This window comes from Achromobacter animicus (assembly GCF_902859585.1).
GTDB lineage: Bacteria > Pseudomonadota > Gammaproteobacteria > Burkholderiales > Burkholderiaceae_B > Achromobacter > Achromobacter animicus.
Genome location: NZ_CADIJM010000010.1, coordinates 145,551 through 165,286 on the forward strand (window position 1 = coordinate 145,551; position 19,736 = coordinate 165,286).

The window sequence follows — 19,736 nt, forward strand, 5'->3', positions numbered from 1 at the left end:
AAATGCCCCCTCACTTCCCGATGCAGAAACTCGAAAAAATCTCCCCCAGCAGATCATCGCTGGTGAACTTGCCGGTGATGCTCGATAAGCTGTCATGCGCCAACCGCAGTTCCTCGGCAAACAAGTCCAACACCCGGTCATCCTGGCTGGCATGCGCGGCAGCCAGTTCCAGATGCTCCGCCGCCTCCTGCAACGCATGCAAATGACGTTCGCGCGCCAACCAAGGCGATTCCGCACCCGGATTCCAGCCCGCAATGTGCAGCAGCTCCGCGCGAAGCGCATCCAGGCCGGCGCCGCGTTTGGCCGAGATGCCCAGTTCGCCGGGGCCGGCGACGAAAGGCTCGGGCAACAGATCCACCTTGTTGAACACCTTCAGCACCGGCGTGCGCGGCGGCAGCCGCGCGGTGATCTGCGCGTCCAGCTCGTCGCCTGGCTGGGTGGCATCCTGCAAATGGAGGATGACGTCGGCGCGCTCGATCTCTTGCCAGGTGCGAGCAATGCCGATGCTTTCCACCGTGTCTTCGGTTTCCCGCAGGCCGGCCGTGTCGACAATGTGCAGCGGCACGCCATCAATATGGATTTCCTGCACCACTTTGTCGCGCGTGGTGCCGGCGATGGGCGTGACGATGGCGATGTCGTCGCCGGCCAGCGCGTTGAGCAGGCTCGACTTGCCTACGTTGGGCTGGCCGGCCAACACTACATGCAGGCCTTCGCGCAGGATGACGCCCTGCCGCGCCTGGGCAATCAATGCGGAAAGATCGCCCGCCAGCGCGTCCAACGTCGGACGGGCTTGATACTTTTCCAGGAAGTCGATTTCTTCTTCGGGGAAATCCAGGGTCGCCTCGACGAGCATGCGCAGATGAATGATGCGATCGGACAGGTCGTTCACACGCGCCGAGAATTCGCCTGACAGCGACGCCATGGCGCCGCGCGCGGCCGCCACGGACGAGGCTTCGATCAGGTCGGCAACCGCCTCGGCCTGCGCCAGATCCATGCGGTCGTTCAGAAACGCGCGGCGCGTGAATTCGCCGGGTTCGGCCAATCGCACGCCCAGATCTCGGCCGGCGACCAGACAGCTATCCAGCACACGTCGCAGCACGGCCGGGCCGCCGTGGCCCTGCAGTTCCAGCACGTCTTCGCCGGTGTAGGAATGCGGCCCACGAAAGTAGATGGCAATGCCCTCGTCCAGCAGTTCGCCGTCTACCGTTTTGAAGGGAAGATAGTGCGCATGGCGCGGTGTGAGATCGCGCTGGAACAGGCGCCGCACCAATCCGGACAGGTCCGCACCAGAAATGCGCACGACGCCGATGCCGCCTCTTCCGGGGGCGGTGGCGATGGCGGCGATGGGGGCGTAGGCGGACATATCAGGGTAGAAGGCAGGGCTAAACAATAGGGGAATATAACTGTTGCGCGGCGCGTTGTTTGCTGGTTACTGTGGCCCCGAGGTTCAAAACCCGAAACAACTCTGGGAGATCACGATGGCATCTCGGTTTTCGCGTGTCTTGGCCTGCGGCGCTGCCGCGGTGGTGATGGCCTGTGGCACATACAGTTCGGCCATGGCTCGCGACCTGGTGATCGGGTTGAAGACCGAGCCCTCGTCGATGGACCCGCAATACCACGCGTTGACCCCGAACACGCAGATCTCCCAGACCATCTTCGATACGCTCGTTGCCACAGACGCGCAACTCAAGCCGCAACCTTCGCTGGCGGAATCGTGGACCGTGGATGGCAAGGTCTGGACGTTCAAACTGCGGCCGAACGTGAAATTCTCGGATGGCACGCCGTTCACCGCCGAGGATGTCGTGTTCACGTATGACCGCGTCCCGAAGGTGCCGAACAGCCCGTCGCCGTTCACGCTGTATCTGGGGTCCGTCGCCAAGACCGAAGCGGTGGATCCGATGACGATCCGCATCACCACCAAGGAAGTCGCGCCTAACCTGCTGGTCAATCTGGCGCAGTTGCCGATCATGTCGAAGAAGGCCGCATCAGGGCCGGCTGCGGAAGGCAAGACGACAACCGAACTGAATAGCGGCGATGGCCTGATCGGCACCGGTCCCTACAAGTTCGTGTCCTGGAAGCGCGGCGCTGAATTCGTGCTGGCGCGCAACGACAACTACTGGGGCAAGAAACCCGAGTGGGATCGCGTGGTCTACCGCCCCATCAGCAACGCGGCAGCGCGCGTGGCCGCATTGCTGGCCGGCGACGTGGACATGATTGAAGATCCCCCCACTGACGACCTGCCGAAGCTGAAATCCGACAAGAAGCTCTTTGTCGAGGAAACGCCGTCGGTGCGCGTGGTGTACGTGGCGCTGGACCAGTATGCGGAGCCGTCGCCCGGCGTGCAGGGCACCGACAAGAATCCGATGAAGGACAAGCGCGTGCGCGAGGCCTTGTCGCTGGCGATCAACCGCGATGCGCTGGTCGAACGCGTGATGGGCGGCGTCGCCCTGCCCGCGGGCAACCTGCTGCCGTATCCGATGTTTGGCGCCAGCAAGGAACACTCGAAGGCGCCCAAGGCCGATGTGGAAAAGGCCAAGGCGCTACTCAAGGAAGCGGGCTATCCGAACGGGTTTTCGATCACGCTGGGCTCGCCGTCCGGCCGGTATGTCAACGATTCGAAGGTGGCGCAGGCCATTGCATCGATGTGGACGCGCATCGGCGTGAAGACCAGCGTGGACGCGATGGCGCCCCCGGTGTTCTTCAAGAACCGCGACAGCTATTCGTTCTCGGCGTACCTCGCGGGATGGTCGGTGACGAGCGGTGAAATGTCCAACGCGCTGACGTCGCTGCTGATGACGCGCAATCCGGAAGCCGGCCAGGGCACGACGAACCGCAGCCGCTATTCCAATCCCAAGATGGACGAGCTGGTGAAGCAGGCCTCGTCCACGATGGACGACGCCAAGCGGGCGGAACTGCTGTCGACGGCCAGCAATATCGCGATGGATGACTTCGCCATGCTGCCCGTGCATTTCGAACTGTCGGTCTGGGCCATGAAGAACGACATCCGCTACCAGGGCCGTCCGGACCAGGTCACGCTGGCGCAGAACGCAACGCTGAAGAAGTAAGCGCGCCGGGCGATCTCTCGTGCTTGCAACCATTGTCAGAAGGCTGCTGCAGACCATCGTCGTCATGCTCGTCATGTCGGCGTTGGTCTTTGCCGGCATTTACATGGTCGGGGATCCCGTCTCGATGCTGGCCAGTCCCGAAGCGACCGAGGCGCAACGCGCCGCGATCAGCGCGTCGCTGGGACTGGACCAGCCGTTGTGGCGGCAGTACCTGATCTTCATGAGCCAGGCCGTGCGCGGCGATTTCGGGAACAGTTTCCTGACCGGCGAGCCGGCCATGCACCTGATCCTGGAACGCATGCCCGCAACGGTGGAGCTGGCCTGTGTGGCGATGCTGCTGTCGGTGCTGATCGGCGTGCCGCTCGGCATTCTGGCCGGTCTGAAACCTGCAGCAGTGGGTTCGCGAGCGATCATGACGGGCTCGGTGCTGGGATTTTCGCTGCCGAATTTCTGGGTGGGCCTGATGCTCATCATGGTGTTCGCGGTGATGCTGGGCTGGGTGCCGGCCGGCGGCCGTGGCGACACGGTCAGCATCGGCTCACTGCAGTTGAGCGTGCTGACGTTCGATGGCTGGCTTAGCTTGGCGTTGCCTGCAGCGACCATTGCCTTCGCCAAGTGCGCGATGATCATTCGCGTGACGCGGGCCGCCACACGCGAAGCGCTGCCCATGGATTACATCAAGTTCGCGCGCGCCAAGGGCCTGTCCGAAAAGCGCGTGCTGGGCGTGCATCTGCTCAAGAACATCCTGATTCCGGTGGTGACGGTGGCGGGTTTGGAGTTCGGCCAGGTGATGGCGTTTGCCGTCGTGACCGAGACCGTGTTTTCGTGGCCGGGCATGGGAAAGCTGCTGATCGATTCCATCATCAACCTGGATCGTCCGGTGGTGGTGGCGTATCTGCTGCTGATCGTGTTCTTCCTGGTCATGTTGAATCTGGTGGTGGACATCATCTACACGGTGCTGGACCCCCGCGTACGTTTGGATAGCCGTCGATGAACTCGCCCGCCACCGTCGCCTCGCCCCCGGCCCCGACGAAAGAGCAGACGCCCTGGCGCCGCTTCGTGTCGGATTTCTTCGCCAGCAAGCTCGCCACGCTGGGGCTGGTGATGTTGATCGTGATCGTGGGGGCGGCGTTGCTGGCGCCCTGGATCGCGCCGCAGAATCCGTACGATCTGGCCAGCCTGGACATCATGGATTCAAAGCTCAAGCCTGGCAGCGAAAGCGGGGATGGTTCGATGCGCTACCTGCTGGGCACCGACGGCCAGGCGCGCGATCTACTTTCCGCCATTCTGTATGGCATGCGCACCAGTCTGATGGTGGCCACGGTGTCGGTGCTGGCCGCCTTCGGCATTGGCGCGACGGTCGGGCTGATTGCCGCCTATTTCGGCGGACGCATCGATGCCCTGCTGATGCGGGTTGTGGATATCCAGTTGTCGTTCCCGGCGATCCTGGTGGCGCTGATGTTGCTGGCGATTCTGGGCAAGGGTGTGGATAAGGTGATCATCGCGCTCATCGTCGTGCAGTGGGCGTATTTTGCGCGGGCGGCGCGCGGCGCGGCGCTGGTCGAGCGCGGCAAGGAATATGTGGAGGCGGCGCGCTGCATGTCGCTGTCGTGGTCGCGCGTGCTGTTCCGGCACGTGCTGCCGAACTGCATGCCGCCGCTCATCGTGATCGCCACAATCGACTTGGCGCACGCGATCGCGCTGGAAGCCACGCTGTCGTTTCTGGGTGTCGGCGTGCCGGTGACGGAACCGTCGCTGGGCATGCTGATCTACAACGGCTTTGAATACCTGCTGTCGGGCCAGTATTGGATTTCGTTCTTTCCGGGCATTGCGCTGGCGCTCGCCATCATCGCGATCAATCTGGTGGGCGACCACCTGCGCGATGTGCTCAACCCGCGGCATGCGAATTGAGGACAGGAGCGATGCAGACACTTGCGGCGCAACGCCCCCTGCCTGACCGTTCCCCGGTGCTTGATGTGCATGGGCTGAAGACGCATTTCTTCACGCGCAACGGCGTGGTCAAGGCCGTGGACGGCGTGGACCTGACGCTGGCCGAGGGCGAAATCCTGGGCCTCGTCGGCGAGTCCGGATCGGGCAAGAGCATCACGGGTTTTTCCTTGATGGGCCTGTTGGATGAACCCGGCCGCATCGTCGAAGGCGAGGTGCTGCTCAACGGTGAAGACCTGCGCGCGGCCACGCCCGCGCGGTGGCGGCAGTTGCGGGGACAGGAGATCGCGATGATCTTCCAGGACCCGATGATGACGCTTAACCCGGTGCTGCGCGTAGATACGCAGATGATCGAAGCGGTGCAAGCGCACGCCAAAGTGTCTCGCGAGGCGGCGCGCCAGCGCGCGCTGCAGACGCTTGCCATGGTGGGCATTCCGTCGCCGGAAGAGCGCCTTCGAACCTATCCGCATCAGTTGTCGGGCGGCATGCGCCAACGCGTGGCCATCGCCATTGCGCTGTTGAATTCTCCGCGCCTCATCATTGCGGACGAGCCCACGACGGCGCTGGATGTCACGATTCAAGGCCAGATCCTGTTCGAGGTGCAGAAACTCTGCCGCGAAACGGGGACCGGTCTCATCTGGATCACGCATGACCTGGCCGTGGTGGCGGGTCTGGCCGATCGCGTGTCGGTGATGTATGCGGGGCGCGTCGTGGAAACCGGCAGCACCGAGGCGGTCATCCGCCACCCGATGCATCCCTACACGCACGGGTTGATCGCGTCCATTCCGACGCCGCAGTCGCGTGGCAAGCCACTGGTGCCGATTCCCGGGATGACGCCGTCGCTGCTCAACCTGCCGCAGGGCTGTGCATTCCGAGGGCGGTGTCCGCGCGCGACGGACGCCTGTCTGGTCGAACCGCCGCCTGTCGAAGTCCGCCCGGCGCAATGGGTGCGCTGCTGGCATGCTGGAGCGCCGGACGCGATATGAACGACGCCCTGAACAATCCCACGCCGATCCTCGCCCTGCGCGACGTCGAACTACGCTTCGTGCAGCCGGTGGATCTGGCCGGCCGCATCGCCAACCTGCTGGGCGCGGGACTGAAGACGCAGGTGGTGCATGCCGTGGCCGGCGTGGACTTGGCGGTCAGACCGGGCGAAGTGATTGGCATCGTCGGTGAATCAGGCTGTGGAAAATCCACGCTGGGCCGCATCGTGTCGGGCATCCTGCCGCCGTCCGCCGGGCAGGTGGACTATCAGGGCAAGCCCGTGCAGGCCATGAAGGGCCCGGAGCGGCGCGCGTACGAGCTGGGCGTGCAGATGATCTTCCAGGATCCGTACGCGTCCCTGAATCCGCGCATGCGCGTGCGCGAGATCATCGGCGAGGCGCCCGCGGCGCATGGCCTGATCCGGTCGCGGGACAAGCAGGAGTACGTGGCCGGTTTGATGCGCCAGGTGGGGCTTGATCCGAGCTTTGCACAGCGTTATCCCCATCAGTTTTCGGGCGGCCAGCGCCAGCGCATCGGCATTGCGCGGGCATTGGCGCTGAAACCATCGGTCATCGTCTGCGACGAGGCCGTGGCCGCGCTGGACGTGTCGATCCAGGCGCAGGTGCTGAATCTGTTCGAACGGCTGCGCGATGAGCTGGACCTGACGTATCTGTTCATCAGCCATAACCTCAGCGTGGTCAGCCATATCTCGGACCGCGTGGCGATCATGTATCTGGGACGCATCGTCGAGCTGGCCGATACCGATACGGTGTTCGCGCGCGCCAATCATCCGTACACGCAGGCGCTGCTCAAGGAGCTGCCGACGCTGGTGCCCGGGCGGCGTGCGTATCAGCCCATCCGGGGCGAGCTGCCCTCGCCCCTGGATCCGCCCACAGGGTGCGCGTTTCACCCGCGGTGTCCCCACGCGATGCCGCGCTGCAAGGCCGAGCGCCCGCTCCTGCGCGAAATTGCGCCAGGCCAGTTCAGCGCCTGCCATTTGAACGATGCCGCCTGACCTGCGCCGAAAAAGGGCTGGACGCGGCACGCGGGGCGGCGCGAGAATTCCCCGACCAGCAGGCCTTTTGCGCGTGCGCCCTCCTTCAATCCAGACAGCTTATCCACAGCCATGAAAACCATTGCCGAAATCGAACGCGTACACGGGGATCTGACGGCCCTGCGACGCGACATCCATGCGCATCCGGAACTGGCGTTCCAGGAAACGCGCACATCCAACCTGGTGGCCGAACGCCTGCGCGGCTGGGGACTCGAAGTTCACACGGGGCTGGGGAAAACCGGTGTGGTGGGCATTTTGCGCGCCGGCAGCGGCGGCAAGACCATCGGCCTGCGCGCCGATATGGATGCTTTGCCGATGCCGGAACACAACCGGTTTTCCCACAAGTCCACGATCAGCGGGCGCATGCACGGCTGCGGCCATGACGGGCACACGACGATGCTGCTGGGCGCCGCGCAGTATCTGTCCACGCATCGCAATTTCGACGGCACAGTCGTGTTCATCTTCCAGCCGGCCGAGGAAGGCGGCAATGCCGGCGCGCGCGCCATGATGCAGGACGGGCTGTTCGACAAGTTTCCCTGCGATGCGGTGTTCGGCATCCACAACATGCCGGGCATGCCGGTCAATCAGTTCGGCTTCCGGTCGGGGCCGACGATGGCGTCAAGTAATCGCTGGGACATCGTGATCAAGGGTGTCGGCGGGCATGCGGCGCAGCCGCATTCGTCTGTTGACCCCATCATCGTGGCCGCCGACATGGTGCACGCGCTGCAGACGGTCATCTCGCGAAGCAAGAATCCGCTGGATCAGGCGGTGCTGTCGATCACGCAGATTCACGCGGGCGATGCCTACAACGTGATTCCCGGCGAGGCCGTGCTGCGCGGCACGGTGCGCACGTATTCCGTGGAGACGCTGGACAAGATCGAAGCCGACATGCGCCGCATCGCCACCACCCTGCCGCAGGTCTATGGCGGCACGGGCGAGCTGGATTTTGTGCGCGCGTATCCGCCGCTGGTGAACTGGGAAAACGAAACCGCGTTTGCGGCCAAGGTTGCCGAAGACACCTTTGGCGCGGAAAACGTGCTGCGCGACATGCCGCCCTTCATGGGCGCGGAGGATTTTTCGTTCTTCCTGGAATCCGTGCCGGGCTCGTATCTGTTCCTGGGCAACGGCGACGGCGATCACCGCATGGAGTCGTATCACGGCATGGGTCCGTGCCAGCTGCACAACCCCAACTACGACTTCAATGACGCGCTGCTGCCGGTGGGCGCGACGTACTGGGTGAAGCTGGTCGAGGCCTTCATGCCGGCCAGGTAAGGACCAATACGCTATTTGCTTATATGCGGATGGCCATGAAGCCGCGGGGGCGCCCCGCGGCTTTTTGCTATATGACGTAAAGCTTTGATCAAACGCCGATATCTTCGTTTGAGATACATGGCGCGGTTTCCATAATCGGTCGTTCCAGCCATGCCGCAAGGCGAATACGGAGCGATCGATGTCCCAGAGCAATGCCTTGCGGCGCGAAGCGCACGCCGCCCCCCAGCCGCAGTCCTTTGACGTGCGCCCCCTGCCCGGTCCCCTGGGCGCGGAAATCATCGGCCTGGACCTGTCGCAGGAACTGGCGACCGCCGATTTTGCGCGCGTGCACAAGGCGCATCTGGACCACCACCTGCTCGTGTTCCGCGACCAGCGCATCACGCCCCAGCAGCACATCGATTTCAGCCGCCGCTTCGGCCGCCTGATGATCCACGTGCTGCACCAATTCCACCTGCCGGGCCATCCCGAGATTCTGACCGTCTCGAACATTCTGGAAGACGGCAAGCCTATCGGGCTGGGCGACGCGGGCAAGTACTGGCACTCGGACATCTCGTACAAGGAACTGCCCAGCCTGGGGTCGCTGCTGCATGCGCAGGAATTGCCTGCCGAAGGCGGCGACACCCTGTTCGCGAACATGCACCTGGCCTACGACACCTTGCCGCAGGCACTGAAGGACGCGATCGACGGCAAGCGCGGCGTGCATTCCTACCTGGCCCAATACGGGCAACTGCAGAAGGAAGGCAACTGGCGCCCGAATCTGAGCGCGCAACAGATTGCGCAGGTGCAGGAGGTGGTGCATCCGGTGGTGCGCACGCATCCGGAGAACGGCCGCCGCGCGCTGTTCGTGAGCGAAGGCTTCACGACTCGCATCGAAGGATTGCCCGAAGACGAGAGCCGCGCGCTCCTCGCCGAGCTGTTCGCCCACAGCGTGCGGCCGGAACACATCTACCGTCACAAATGGCAGCCGCATGACCTGGTGTTCTGGGACAACCGCTCGCTGATCCACCTGGCGGGCGGCACGCCGGATCACCTGCGCCGCAAGCTCTACCGCACCACGATCGAAGGCGATGTGCCGTTCTGACGCGCGCATGTCGGCCTTAAACCACTTATCCACAAGGAACGCCATGCGTTTGACCTCCACGCTACGGGATCGACTGGTCCAGACCGCCACGGGCGCGGGCCTCGCGCTGATACTTGCCGTGCTGGCGCTGGCTTCGCCGACGCCGGCCATGGCCGAAGGGCGCATCCGCATTGCCGAACAGTACGGCATCGTCTATCTGCTGCTGAACGTGGCGCGAGACCAGCAGCTCATCGAAAAGCACGGCAAGGCCGAAGGTGTGGATATCTCGGTCGAGTGGGCCAAGCTGTCCGGGGGCTCGGCGGTGAATGACGCGCTGCTGTCGGGGGCTGTGGACATCGCGGGGGCGGGCGTGGGACCGCTCTTGACGATCTGGGATCGCACGCACGGCAAGCAGAACGTGAAGGGCGTGGCGTCGCTGGGCAACTTTCCGTACTACCTGGTCACCAACAACCCGAACGTGAAGACGATCGCCGACTTTACGGACAAGGACCGCATCGCCGTGCCCGCCGTGGGCGTGTCTGTGCAATCGCGCGTGCTGCAACTGGCGTCGGCCAAGCTGTGGGGCGACGCGCAGTACAACAAGCTGGACAAGATCTCGGTGGCGCTGCCGCACCCGGACGCCGCGGCGGCCATCATTGCCGGCGGCACGGAAATCACCGGCCACTTCGGCAACCCGCCTTTCCAGGAGCAGGAGCTGGCCGAGAACCCCAAGGCGCGCATCGTGCTCAATTCGTATGACGTGCTGGGCGGCCCCAGTTCGTCGACGGTGCTGTTCGCTACCGAGAAATTCCGCCGCGACAATCCCAAGACCTACAAGGCCTTCCAGGAAGCGTTGAAGGAAGCCGCGAGTTTTGCCGCCGCCAATCCGGAGAAGGCCGCGGACATCTATCTGCGCGTCACCGGCGCCAAGCAGGATCGCGACTTCCTCATCAAGGTCATCAAGAATCCCGACGTGCAGTTCAAACTGCAGCCGCAAAACACGTTCGCGCTGGCGCAGTTCATGCACAAGGTCGGCGCGATCAAGAACGCACCGGCAAGCTGGCGCGACTATTTCTTCGACGATCCCGTCACGGCGCAGGGCAGCTGACATGGCTGTGAGCCCCGCCGCCCCTGTGGATAACGTTCAACGGCCCACGCCTTTGCTGGCTGTGGATAAGGTGTCGATCGAATATAAGACGCGCGAACGGCGTGTGCGCGCGACGCATCAGGTCAGTTTTGACGTGCACGGCGCCGAGCGTTTCATTCTGCTCGGGCCGTCCGGGTGCGGGAAATCGACGCTGCTCAAGGCGGTTGCGGGCTTCATCGAACCCACTGAGGGACGGATCGCGATCGACGGCAAGACCGTGCAAGGGCCTGGCCCGGACCGCATCGTGGTGTTCCAGGAATTCGACCAGTTGCCGCCCTGGAAGACGCTGCGCCAGAACGTGGCGTTTCCGCTGCTGGCCTCGCGCAAGCTCAACCGGCGCGAGGCCGATGAACGGGCGATGCATTACTTGGACAAGGTGGGGCTGGCGGCCTTTGCCGATGCCTATCCGCATACGCTGTCGGGCGGCATGAAGCAGCGCGTGGCCATTGCGCGCGCGTTGGCCATGCAGCCGCGCGTGTTGCTGATGGACGAGCCGTTCGCGGCGCTGGATGCGCTGACGCGCCGTCGCATGCAGGAAGAGCTGATGGCGCTGTGGGACGACGTGCGGTTTACGCTGCTGTTCGTCACACACTCGATCGAAGAGGCGCTGGTGCTGGGCAGCCGCATTCTGTTGCTGTCCCCGCATCCGGGCCGCGTGCGCGCCGAACTGAATGCGCACGGCTTTGACCTGCACAGCCAGGGATCAGCGGCGTTTCAGGCGGCGTCGCGCCGCATTCACGACCTGTTGTTCGAAACCGCCCCGCTGGCTCAGGCCGAGCGCGCGGCGGCCTGAGAGCGCGCATGAGCATCAGCCATGCCGGATCGGCGTTCATTCGCCCCGAGGTGGAATACGACCTGCCGCCCCTGCCCCCGCAGGCCGCCGAAGCGCCGCTGCCGTGGCACGAGCGGCTGTGGCAGCACGCCGCCCTGCGCAAGGGCGTGATCCTTGTCCTGCTGGCGGCGGTGTGGGAGCTGGCGGCGCGTTATACCGACAATGATCTGCTGTTGCCTGGCGCGTGGCAGACCGCCCAGGCCTTTGTCGATGGCGTGACCAGCGGCGAGCTGCTGGCGCGCGCCGGACAGTCGATGCGCGTGCTGGTGCAGGGCTATCTGGCGGGTGTCGTGCTTGCCTTTGTGCTGACGACGCTGGCGGTGTCCACGCGGTTCGGCCGTGATCTGCTGTCCACCCTGACGGCGATGTTCAACCCGCTGCCGGCGATTGCCCTGCTGCCGCTGGCGCTGCTGTGGTTCGGGCTGGGCGAAGGCAGTCTGGTGTTCGTGCTGATCCACTCGGTACTGTGGGCGCTGGCGCTGAACATGTATGCGGGCTTTCTGGGGGTGTCTGACACCCTGCGGATGGCGGGGCGCAATTACGGGCTGACCGGGTTGCGCTACGTCCTGCAGATTCTGGTGCCGGCCGCGCTGCCCGCCATTCTGGCCGGCTTGAAGATCGGCTGGGCGTTTGCCTGGCGCACGCTGATTGCTGCTGAACTGGTGTTTGGCGCGTCCAGCGGCAAGGGCGGGCTGGGCTGGTACATCTTTCAGAACCGCAACGAGTTATACACAGACCGGGTGTTCGCGGGCCTGGCCGCGGTGGTCATCATTGGTCTGCTTGTGGAAAACCTGGCGTTCGATACGCTGGAGCGGCTGACGGTGCGGCGTTGGGGAATGCAGCGGTGATTGGTGTGCGGTTTGCGGCGGATGCCGCGGGATGATTCCGGCAGTGCGGCGAATGTTGCGGTGATCATTGCCGTGATTGTTGCAGCGATCTTGCGATCAGAATGAAAAAGGGGGCGGCCATGATGCCGCCCCCCTTCTCATGGATGGTGCGTAGCGTTTACAGCTTCAGCCCCAACGCCTTGGCGACGCCTTCGGCATAGGCCGGATCGGCCTTCCGGAAGTGATCCAGCTGGCGGCGCTGGATGACTTCCGGCACGCTGGCCATGTGGCGGCCGATGTTGCCGAACAGCAATTCCTGCTGGGCCGGCGTCATCAGGCGGAACAAGGCGCCCGGCTGCGAGTAATAGTCGTCGTCGACGCGATGGTTCCAGCGGGCCGCGGCCTGGCCGTCCAGCGCCAGCGGCGGTTCGGCCGCCGAGGGCGTTTCCTTCCACTCGCCCGCGCTGTTGGGCTCGTAGTTGATCGTGGCGCCGGCATTGCCGTCCACCCGGCCAGCCCCGTCGCGATGGAAGCTGTGGAACGGGCACTTGGGCGCATTCACCGGGATCTGGTGATGGTTGATGCCCAGGCGATAGCGGTGCGTGTCGCCATACGAGAACAGGCGGCCCTGCAGCATCTTGTCCGGCGAGAAGCCGATGCCCGGGACCACGTTTGCCGGCGTGAAGGCGGCCTGCTCGACCTCGGCGAAGTAGTTTTCGGGGTTGCGGTTCAGCTCCAGCACGCCGACCTCGATCAGCGGGTAGTCGCCATGCGGCCAGACCTTGGTCAGGTCGAACGGGTTGATGTGATACGTCGCCGCTTCGGCCTCGGGCATGATCTGCACCTTCAACGTCCACTTCGGGAAGTTGCCCTCCTCGATGTTCTGGAACAGGTCGCGCTGCGAGCTTTCGCGGTCGTGGGCGACGACCTGCGCGGCCTCTTCATCGGTCAGACAGGCGATGCCCTGCTGCGACTTGAAGTGGAACTTCACATAGAAGCGTTCGTTGTTGGCGTTGATGAAGCTGAACGTGTGCGAGCCAAAGCCGTGCTGCTGGCGCAGGTTGGCGGGGATGCCGCGATCGCTCATCAGCGTGGTGACCTGGTGCAGCGATTCGGGGTTGAGCGACCAGAAATCCCACGCCGCGGTGGCGTTGCGCAGGTTGGTCTTGGGATCGCGCTTCTGGGTGTGGATAAAGTCGGGGAACTTCAGCGGGTCGCGGATGAAGAAGACGGGCGTGTTGTTGCCGACCAGATCCCAGTTGCCTTCGTCGGTGTAGAACTTGATGGCAAAGCCGCGCACGTCGCGCTCGGCATCGGCGGCGCCGCGTTCGCCGGCGACGGTCGAAAAGCGCAGGAAGAGTGGCGTCTCTTTGCCGACTTTGGAAAAGATGTTGGCGCGGGTGTAGCGGGTGATGTCGTGGGTGACGGTGAACTTGCCGTAGGCGCCGGAGCCCTTGGCGTGGACGACGCGCTCGGGGATGCGTTCGCGGTCGAAGTGGGCAAGTTTTTCAATCAGCCAGAAATCTTCCAGCAGGGCCGGGCCGCGGGGGCCGGCGGTCAGGGTGTTGTTGTTGTCCGGTACTGGGGCGCCCGAGGCGGTAGTCAGAGGCTTCTTGTCGGTCATGGCACACTCCCTAGATCATTTCTGGATGACGCGGATCCGCTTGGCGGGCCGCGCGCGTTGCAGCAAAAACTCCGGCGGGCGGGACGCCGGAGGGCAAATTCAGAGCCATCATAGGTGTCATGGTTGACGGTGTGAAGTTGATTGATCCTGCTTTGTCGATAAGTAATACCTATGTATATGCCTCATGGGCATAGAAAATGCTGAGTGTGCCTTCCGCGTTTCATCGGCAACGGGCGTAAAAAAACCGGCCTCGAAAGGCCGGTTTCTTGTGTCGGGAGGGCGATCAGCGATTGGCTGCCGCTTCCGACTTTTTCTGGATGGCGCGGGTAATGGACCACTGCTGCGCGATCGACAGGATGTTGTTGACGCACCAGTACAGCACCAGGCCGGCCGGGAAGAAGAACATCATCCCGCCGAACACCAGCGGCATGATCATCATGACCTTGGCCTGGATGGGGTCCGGGGGCGTCGGGTTCAGTTTGATCTGCAGGAACATGGTGGCCATCATGATGGCGGGCAGAATGAAGAACGGATCGCGGACCGACAGGTCGTGCACCCACAGGATCCACGGCGCGCCGCGCATTTCCACGCTGGCCAGCAGCACCCAGTACAGCGAGATGAACACCGGAATCTGAACCAGCATCGGCAGGCAGCCGCCCAGCGGGTTGATCTTCTCGGTGCGGTACATCTCCATCATGGCCGCATTGAGCTTCTGCTTGTCGTCGCCGTACTTTTCCTTCAGGGCCTGCAGGCGGGGAGCCACCTGCTTCATGCGGGCCATCGAGCGGTAGCTGGCGGCGGCCAGGGGATAGAACACGGCCTTGATCAGCACGGTCAGCGCAACGATCGTCCAGCCCCAGTTGCCCAGGATGGAATGCAGCCAGGTCATCAGGGTGAACAGCGGCTTGGCGATGATGGTCAGCCAGCCGTAGTCGACCACCAGTTCCAGGCCCGGCGCCAGCGCGGCCATGGCCTTCTGGTCTTGCGGACCGACCCACAGGTGCGAATCGACGCGGGCGGCGGCGCCGGGGGCGATGTCGCCAACGGCTTCGATGCTGCGGCCGGCGTACAGGTTCGGCTGGACTTCAAGCAGTTCGTTGGTGCGCGGCTTGCCTTGCGGGGGCACCCAGGCCGTGGCGAAGTAGTGCTGGACGACGGCGATCCAGCCGTTGTCCGCCTGCTTGATGTAGCTGGCCTTCTTCTTCTGGATGTCGCTGAACGTGCTCTTCTGGAACTTGTCCTGGTCCGAGTAGACGGCAAAGCCCGTGAACGTGTGATAGAAGCTGGACGTGTCGGCCGGGTCGTTGCCGTCGCGCTCGATCTGCAGGTACAGCGAGGGCGTGACGGGGGCGGTGCCGACGTTGGCCAGGTCATGGCGCACGTCGATGTCGTAGCGGCCACGGTGCAGGGTGAACGTCTTGGTGACCTTCACGCCGCCGGATTCGCCTTCGAACGTGACGACCAGGTTGTCGCCGGTCAGTTCGCGTTCTTGCGAGACCAGGCGGAAAGGCGTCTGGTGCGTCGGGAAGCTTTGGCCGCTGGGGGCGCCGACCACACCGGTCTGCACCACGTAGTTCAGGCCCGCCGAGCGGTCCAGCAGAACCGTGGGCTTGTCGGCCTGGCCGGTGGCCGGGTACTTCAGCAGTTCGGCGCGCACCAGCTGGGCGCCCATCGTGTCGAAGGTCAGGCGCAGCACGTCGGTGGTGATGACGACTTCTTCGGAGCGCGTGGGAACGGGCGTGGCGGCGCCAGGCACCGTGGAGGCCGGGGCCGCGGTGGCAGCCGGGGCGCTGGGCACGGACGGCGTCGCGTTGTTGGCCGCAGCCGGCGCTTCGCTCGTGCTGGCCGCGGGCGGGGCCCCGAACAGCGACGGCTTGCCGTTATGGATTTGCCAGTTGTTCCAAAGGAGCAACAGCGAAAAGGAAAAAATCATCCAGAGGACGGTTCGTCGGATATCCATGGTGCCTACTGAAGTGAATACGGGCCAGCAAAGCCCGCCAGTTTAGCGTCAATCGTGCTCGATGCGGTGGCTGTGGGAGCAGCAACGGGCGTCGTTGGTTCCCTTGGCCGGCGGAACCGGATCCAGGCCCCCGGGCGACCAGGGATGGCACCGGCCGATGCGCCGGACGCCCAGCCAGAATCCGCGCCATGCACCGTGGCGCTCGATCGCTTCGATCGCGTACGCCGAGCAGGTCGGAGTAAAACGGCACTGCCGTCCAATCCAGGGACTCAGGAAGAACCTGTAGAACCGGATCGGGGCAATGAGTAGTGCCTTGATCATCGTGCGATCCGCTCAAAGTGAGCGTCCACTTCGGCTCGGGCGGCGCGTTTCAGCGCAGTGAGCGTGGCGGGCGCGACCTTGCTATGCAGGCGCACGACGTAATCTTTTGCCGGCAGCGCCAGGCGCCGGTGGCGGAACGCTTCGCGGATGACCCGCTTCAAGGCGTTGCGCGTGGAGGCGTGGGCGGCAAACCGCTTGGCGATGATGAGCCCCAAACGAGCACAGGCGTCCTGGCCGGGAGGCAGATCATTGGGAGCGGCGCTCACAATGAAGAATGCCCCTCGGGCAAGACGCCGGCCTTTAAGGGCGGCGGCAAACTCGGAGGGGCGATGCAGCCGCGCCTCCGGGGGAAGCGTGGAGCGCGGCATGGACTGCGGATCAGGCGGTTGCGCGGAACCGGAACAGGATTGCGAGAGATCTTGCAATATGGTCGGTCCGTGCAAAAGTCAGTTTCCGGAAAACCGGAAAACTGGACTTAGACGGCCAGACGCTTGCGGCCCTTGGCGCGGCGGGCGCTCAGGATGGCGCGGCCAGCGCGGGTTTTCATGCGCACGCGAAAGCCATGGGTGCGCTTGCGACGGGTAACGGAAGGTTGGTAGGTGCGTTTCATGGACGATCCACAAAAAGAACAAAGTCAGAAGGGACCTGCCCGGAGGGTTCCACGTCGCGCTAAGCAGAAGCGGGTATCCAGAGAGCGTTTTTGCAACGGGTTTTGCATGGGTTTTGCATCCAATGCAAAAAACAACTCTTAGACGGGGCTCTGTACCGAGAATTTCATCTCGGGCGACCTATTCAGCAAAGCTAAAAACCGGACAAATTGCTCTTGTAGGGGCAATTGCGCTTTTGGCAATTTGCCCTTGCGGGAGCGTGTCCGGCCAAGCTTTCTGCGAAACCTTCTGACAGACAGAATTCGGAAAAGCCCACCATTTCAGCAAGTTTTCCCTGTCTTGTCAAACAGTTAAGGGGTGATCATATAGACACTCATGCCCTTCCCTGTGGATAACCCCCGCCCGGGCAAGGTAGAATCGAGGTTTGAATAAGAGCGACATGAAAGAATTCTGGCAGACCTGCGTCAGTCGTCTTGAGCAGGAACTCCCCCCCCAACAAATCAGCGCGTGGATACGACCGCTGGTCCCGCTTGCGTACGACGAAACGCAGGCGGTGCTGCGCGTTGCCGCGCCCAACCGCTTCAAGCTGGATTGGGTGCGCAAAAACTTTTCCCACCAGATCGAAGCGTTGGCCGCGGAGTGGTTCAAGCGTCCGGTGCAGGTGCTGTTCGAGCTGCCTTCGCAAGGGACCGCGCCGCGTATGCCGGTCGCGCCCGTGCGTGCGCAGCAGCCAGCCCAGCAACCGCACCCGTCCGCTGCGCCCCCTTCCGGCGCCGCGCCACCCGTGACGGTCACCGTGACGACCGCCCCGCCCCCGCCCGCCACGACCGCCGCTGCGCAGGCCGTGAACGCGGACGCCGCCAACATCGTGTACGAGCGATCGCGCCTGAACACCGACCTCACGTTCGAGAACTTCGTGACCGGTAAGGCCAACCAGCTCGCGCGCGCTGCGGCGCTGCAGGTCGCGGAAAATCCCGGCACCTCGTACAACCCGTTGTTCCTGTATGGCGGCGTCGGCCTGGGCAAGACCCACCTGATCCACGCCATCGGCAACGCCATGGTGGCGGCGGGCACCGGGGTGCGCGTGCGCTACGTGCATGCCGACCAGTACGTGTCCGACGTGGTCAAGGCGTACCAGCGTAAGGCGTTCGACGATTTCAAGCGTTACTACCATTCGCTCGATCTTCTGCTGATCGACGACATCCAGTTCTTCTCAGGCAAGAACCGCACGCAGGAAGAATTCTTCTATGCGTTCGAGGCGATGGTCGCGCAGCGCAAGCAGATCATCATCACCAGCGATACGTACCCCAAGGAACTGTCGGGCATCGACAGCCGACTGATCTCGCGCTTTGATTCGGGCCTCACGGTCGCCATCGAGCCGCCTGAGCTGGAGATGCGCGTGGCAATTCTGCTGCGCAAGGCCGAGTCCGAAGGCGTGCCCATGCCCGAGGAAGTGGCGTTCTTCATCGCCAAGCACCTGCGCAGCAACGTGCGCGAACTGGAAGGCGCGCTGCGCAAGGTCCTGGCCTACGCGCGCTTCCACGGCCGCGACGTGCTGACGGTGGATGTCTGCAAGGAAGCGCTGAAGGACCTCCTGTCGGTGTCCAACGGCCAGATCACCGTGGAAAACATCCAGAAGACGGTGGCGGACTTCTACAAGATCAAGGTCGCCGACATGTACTCGAAACGCCGGCCGGCCAATATCGCGTTGCCGCGCCAGGTTGCGATGTACCTGGCCAAGGAGCTGACCCAGAAAAGCCTGCCGGAAATCGGCGATTTATTCGGCGGCCGTGATCACACCACGGTGCTGCACGCCGTTCGCAAGATTTCCGATGCCCGCGCCAAGCAAGCGGAGCTCAACCATACCCTGCACGTGTTGGAACAAACTCTAAAAGGATGAACATGCAACTCGTACAAACCACACGCGATGCATTGCTGAAACCGCTGTCGACTGTGGCGGGCATCGTCGAAAGACGCCATACCCTGCCCATTCTTGCGAACATCCTGATGCGCAAGGAAGGCAACAAGGTTGCCTTCATTGCGACCGACCTGGAAGTGCAGATCACCACGCACGCCGACTTTGGTGTCGGCCAGGACAACGAGTCCACCACGGTGGCCGCGCGCAAGCTGCTGGACATCCTGAAAGCCCTACCCGATACGGGCGACGTGCGCCTGGCCCTGGCCAGCAACAAGCTGTCGGTGCAATCCGCCAAGAGCCGCTTTGCGCTGCAGACGCTGGCCGCCAGCGAGTTCCCCACCGTGGCCCAGCCCGAGCAGTGGGACGTGTCGCTGACCATGCCGCAGCGCACCCTGCGCCACCTGTTCAACATGGTGCATTTCGCCATGGCCCAGCAGGACATCCGCTACTACCTGAACGGCATGCTGCTGGTGTTTGAACCGGGCCGTGTTCGCGCGGTTGCCACCGACGGCCACCGCCTGGCGCACTGCTCGACCGAAGCCGACGGCATCGCCGAGCGCCACGAAGTCATCGTGCCGCGCAAGACCGTGCTGGAAATGCAGCGCCTGCTGGAAGACTCCGACGAGACCGTCTCCATCGACGTGGCGCCGGGCCAGATCCGTTTCCGCTTTGGCGACGTCGAGCTGGTCTCCAAGCTGGTCGAAGGCAAGTTCCCCGATTTCACGCGCGTGATTCCCACGAACTACTCGCGCCACTTCCTGGTCGGCCGCGAAGCGCTCCAGGGCAGCCTGCAGCGCGCCGCCATCCTGACCACGGACAAGTTCAAGGGCGTGCGCCTGCAACTGGCGCAGAACCAGATGAAGATCTCGTCCTCGAATGCCGAGCAGGAAGAGGCCCAGGAAGAAATCGACATCGACTACAGCCATGAAGCGCTGGACGTGGGCTTTAACGTGGGCTATCTGCTCGACGTGCTGTCCAACGTGAAGGTCGACAACATCCAGTGGTCGGTCATGCCCGATGCCAATGCGTCGGCGCTCATCACCCTGCCCGAAGACGACCAGTTCAAGTACGTCGTCATGCCCATGCGGATCTGATCCGCATTCCCCCCGTGGGTTTG

The 19,736-nt window shown here is 63.7% G+C and carries 18 protein-coding genes; 12 read left to right on the forward strand and 6 right to left on the reverse strand.

All coding sequences use genetic code 11. The features are described from left to right. Window positions 1-10 precede the first annotated feature (10 nt). Window positions 11-1,363: a tRNA uridine-5-carboxymethylaminomethyl(34) synthesis GTPase MnmE gene (gene mnmE / locus HV681_RS21000; RefSeq protein WP_175124821.1), complete on the reverse strand. Its 1,353-nt coding sequence runs from the start codon at window positions 1,361-1,363 to the stop codon at window positions 11-13. A gap of 115 nt (window positions 1,364-1,478) precedes the next feature. Here mnmE and HV681_RS21005 point away from each other — a divergent pair, with 115 nt between their 5' ends. From HV681_RS21005 to HV681_RS21050, 10 genes are all read left to right on the forward strand, one after another. Continuing rightward, window positions 1,479-3,065 (forward strand): ABC transporter substrate-binding protein, encoded by a 1,587-nt coding sequence (locus HV681_RS21005; protein WP_175124822.1) that lies wholly within the window; start codon window positions 1,479-1,481, stop codon window positions 3,063-3,065. A 19-nt stretch (window positions 3,066-3,084) separates the two neighbouring features. Then, window positions 3,085-4,059: an ABC transporter permease gene (locus HV681_RS21010; RefSeq protein ID WP_076518271.1), complete on the forward strand. Its 975-nt coding sequence runs from the start codon at window positions 3,085-3,087 to the stop codon at window positions 4,057-4,059. Then, window positions 4,056-4,976, forward strand: coding sequence for an ABC transporter permease (locus HV681_RS21015; protein ID WP_175124823.1), 921 nt, complete (start codon window positions 4,056-4,058; stop codon window positions 4,974-4,976). The genes HV681_RS21010 and HV681_RS21015 overlap by 4 nt, the downstream gene beginning before the upstream one ends. 11 nt (window positions 4,977-4,987) lie before the next feature. Further along, window positions 4,988-5,998, forward strand: a complete 1,011-nt coding sequence (locus HV681_RS21020; RefSeq protein WP_175124824.1) for an ABC transporter ATP-binding protein — start codon at window positions 4,988-4,990, stop codon at window positions 5,996-5,998. Then, window positions 5,995-7,011 (forward strand): ABC transporter ATP-binding protein, encoded by a 1,017-nt coding sequence (locus HV681_RS21025; RefSeq protein ID WP_175124825.1) that lies wholly within the window; start codon window positions 5,995-5,997, stop codon window positions 7,009-7,011. The genes HV681_RS21020 and HV681_RS21025 overlap by 4 nt, the downstream gene beginning before the upstream one ends. 111 nt (window positions 7,012-7,122) lie before the next feature. Further along, the gene (locus HV681_RS21030; protein WP_175124826.1) at window positions 7,123-8,322 is read left to right on the forward strand and encodes a M20 aminoacylase family protein; all 1,200 of its coding nucleotides are present in this window, start codon (window positions 7,123-7,125) and stop codon (window positions 8,320-8,322) included. Between the two features lie 178 nt (window positions 8,323-8,500). Beyond that, window positions 8,501-9,403, forward strand: a complete 903-nt coding sequence (locus HV681_RS21035; RefSeq protein WP_175124827.1) for a TauD/TfdA dioxygenase family protein — start codon at window positions 8,501-8,503, stop codon at window positions 9,401-9,403. 43 nt (window positions 9,404-9,446) lie between these two features. Beyond that, window positions 9,447-10,490 (forward strand): ABC transporter substrate-binding protein, encoded by a 1,044-nt coding sequence (locus tag HV681_RS21040; protein ID WP_056566039.1) that lies wholly within the window; start codon window positions 9,447-9,449, stop codon window positions 10,488-10,490. A 1-nt stretch (window position 10,491) separates the two neighbouring features. Beyond that, the gene (locus tag HV681_RS21045) at window positions 10,492-11,322 is read left to right on the forward strand and encodes an ABC transporter ATP-binding protein (RefSeq protein WP_175124828.1); all 831 of its coding nucleotides are present in this window, start codon (window positions 10,492-10,494) and stop codon (window positions 11,320-11,322) included. Between the two features lie 8 nt (window positions 11,323-11,330). Continuing rightward, entirely contained in the window at window positions 11,331-12,209 is an 879-nt protein-coding gene (locus HV681_RS21050) for an ABC transporter permease (protein ID WP_175124829.1), read from the forward strand. Between the two features lie 157 nt (window positions 12,210-12,366). Here HV681_RS21050 and HV681_RS21055 read toward each other — a convergent pair whose 3' ends face one another. The 5 genes from HV681_RS21055 to rpmH all read right to left on the reverse strand — a co-directional run bounded on the left by HV681_RS21055 (window position 12,367) and on the right by rpmH (window position 16,703). Then, complete coding sequence (locus HV681_RS21055; RefSeq protein WP_175124830.1) at window positions 12,367-13,812, reverse strand: catalase; 1,446 nt, start codon at window positions 13,810-13,812, stop codon at window positions 12,367-12,369. Between the two features lie 283 nt (window positions 13,813-14,095). Then, window positions 14,096-15,772 (reverse strand): membrane protein insertase YidC, encoded by a 1,677-nt coding sequence (gene yidC / locus HV681_RS21060; RefSeq protein ID WP_175124831.1) that lies wholly within the window; start codon window positions 15,770-15,772, stop codon window positions 14,096-14,098. Between the two features lie 48 nt (window positions 15,773-15,820). Then, a complete protein-coding gene (yidD, locus tag HV681_RS21065) occupies window positions 15,821-16,093 on the reverse strand; it encodes a membrane protein insertion efficiency factor YidD (protein ID WP_175124832.1) in 273 nt (90 codons plus the stop codon). Beyond that, the gene (locus tag HV681_RS21070) at window positions 16,090-16,461 is read right to left on the reverse strand and encodes a ribonuclease P protein component (RefSeq protein WP_175124833.1); all 372 of its coding nucleotides are present in this window, start codon (window positions 16,459-16,461) and stop codon (window positions 16,090-16,092) included. Before HV681_RS21070 ends, yidD begins: the two co-directional genes overlap by 4 nt. A 107-nt stretch (window positions 16,462-16,568) precedes the next feature. After that, window positions 16,569-16,703: a 50S ribosomal protein L34 gene (gene rpmH, locus HV681_RS21075; protein ID WP_006228069.1), complete on the reverse strand. Its 135-nt coding sequence runs from the start codon at window positions 16,701-16,703 to the stop codon at window positions 16,569-16,571. 437 nt (window positions 16,704-17,140) lie between these two features. On the opposite strand from rpmH, the gene dnaA reads away from it, so the two are divergent. Further along, window positions 17,141-18,601, forward strand: a complete 1,461-nt coding sequence (dnaA, locus tag HV681_RS21080) for a chromosomal replication initiator protein DnaA (RefSeq protein WP_175124834.1) — start codon at window positions 17,141-17,143, stop codon at window positions 18,599-18,601. Window positions 18,602-18,603: 2 nt separating this feature from the next. After that, entirely contained in the window at window positions 18,604-19,713 is a 1,110-nt protein-coding gene (gene dnaN, locus HV681_RS21085) for a DNA polymerase III subunit beta (RefSeq protein WP_175124835.1), read from the forward strand. The last annotated feature ends 23 nt before the right edge of the window (window positions 19,714-19,736 follow it).

Coding starts and splice junctions, on each gene's coding strand:
- dnaN (WP_175124835.1), top strand. CDS start 18,604: ATGCAACTCGTACAAACCACACGCGATGCATTGCTGAAACCGCTGTCG.
- dnaA (WP_175124834.1), top strand. CDS start 17,141: ATGAAAGAATTCTGGCAGACCTGCGTCAGTCGTCTTGAGCAGGAACTC.
- yidD (WP_175124832.1), bottom strand. CDS start 16,093: ATGATCAAGGCACTACTCATTGCCCCGATCCGGTTCTACAGGTTCTTC.
- yidC (WP_175124831.1), bottom strand. CDS start 15,772: ATGGATATCCGACGAACCGTCCTCTGGATGATTTTTTCCTTTTCGCTG.
- rpmH (WP_006228069.1), bottom strand. CDS start 16,703: ATGAAACGCACCTACCAACCTTCCGTTACCCGTCGCAAGCGCACCCAT.
- HV681_RS21020 (WP_175124824.1), top strand. CDS start 4,988: ATGCAGACACTTGCGGCGCAACGCCCCCTGCCTGACCGTTCCCCGGTG.
- HV681_RS21070 (WP_175124833.1), bottom strand. CDS start 16,461: ATGCCGCGCTCCACGCTTCCCCCGGAGGCGCGGCTGCATCGCCCCTCC.
- HV681_RS21040 (WP_056566039.1), top strand. CDS start 9,447: ATGCGTTTGACCTCCACGCTACGGGATCGACTGGTCCAGACCGCCACG.
- HV681_RS21050 (WP_175124829.1), top strand. CDS start 11,331: ATGAGCATCAGCCATGCCGGATCGGCGTTCATTCGCCCCGAGGTGGAA.
- HV681_RS21055 (WP_175124830.1), bottom strand. CDS start 13,812: ATGACCGACAAGAAGCCTCTGACTACCGCCTCGGGCGCCCCAGTACCG.
- HV681_RS21035 (WP_175124827.1), top strand. CDS start 8,501: ATGTCCCAGAGCAATGCCTTGCGGCGCGAAGCGCACGCCGCCCCCCAG.
- HV681_RS21030 (WP_175124826.1), top strand. CDS start 7,123: ATGAAAACCATTGCCGAAATCGAACGCGTACACGGGGATCTGACGGCC.
- mnmE (WP_175124821.1), bottom strand. CDS start 1,363: ATGTCCGCCTACGCCCCCATCGCCGCCATCGCCACCGCCCCCGGAAGA.
- HV681_RS21025 (WP_175124825.1), top strand. CDS start 5,995: ATGAACGACGCCCTGAACAATCCCACGCCGATCCTCGCCCTGCGCGAC.
- HV681_RS21015 (WP_175124823.1), top strand. CDS start 4,056: ATGAACTCGCCCGCCACCGTCGCCTCGCCCCCGGCCCCGACGAAAGAG.
- HV681_RS21045 (WP_175124828.1), top strand. CDS start 10,492: ATGGCTGTGAGCCCCGCCGCCCCTGTGGATAACGTTCAACGGCCCACG.
- HV681_RS21005 (WP_175124822.1), top strand. CDS start 1,479: ATGGCATCTCGGTTTTCGCGTGTCTTGGCCTGCGGCGCTGCCGCGGTG.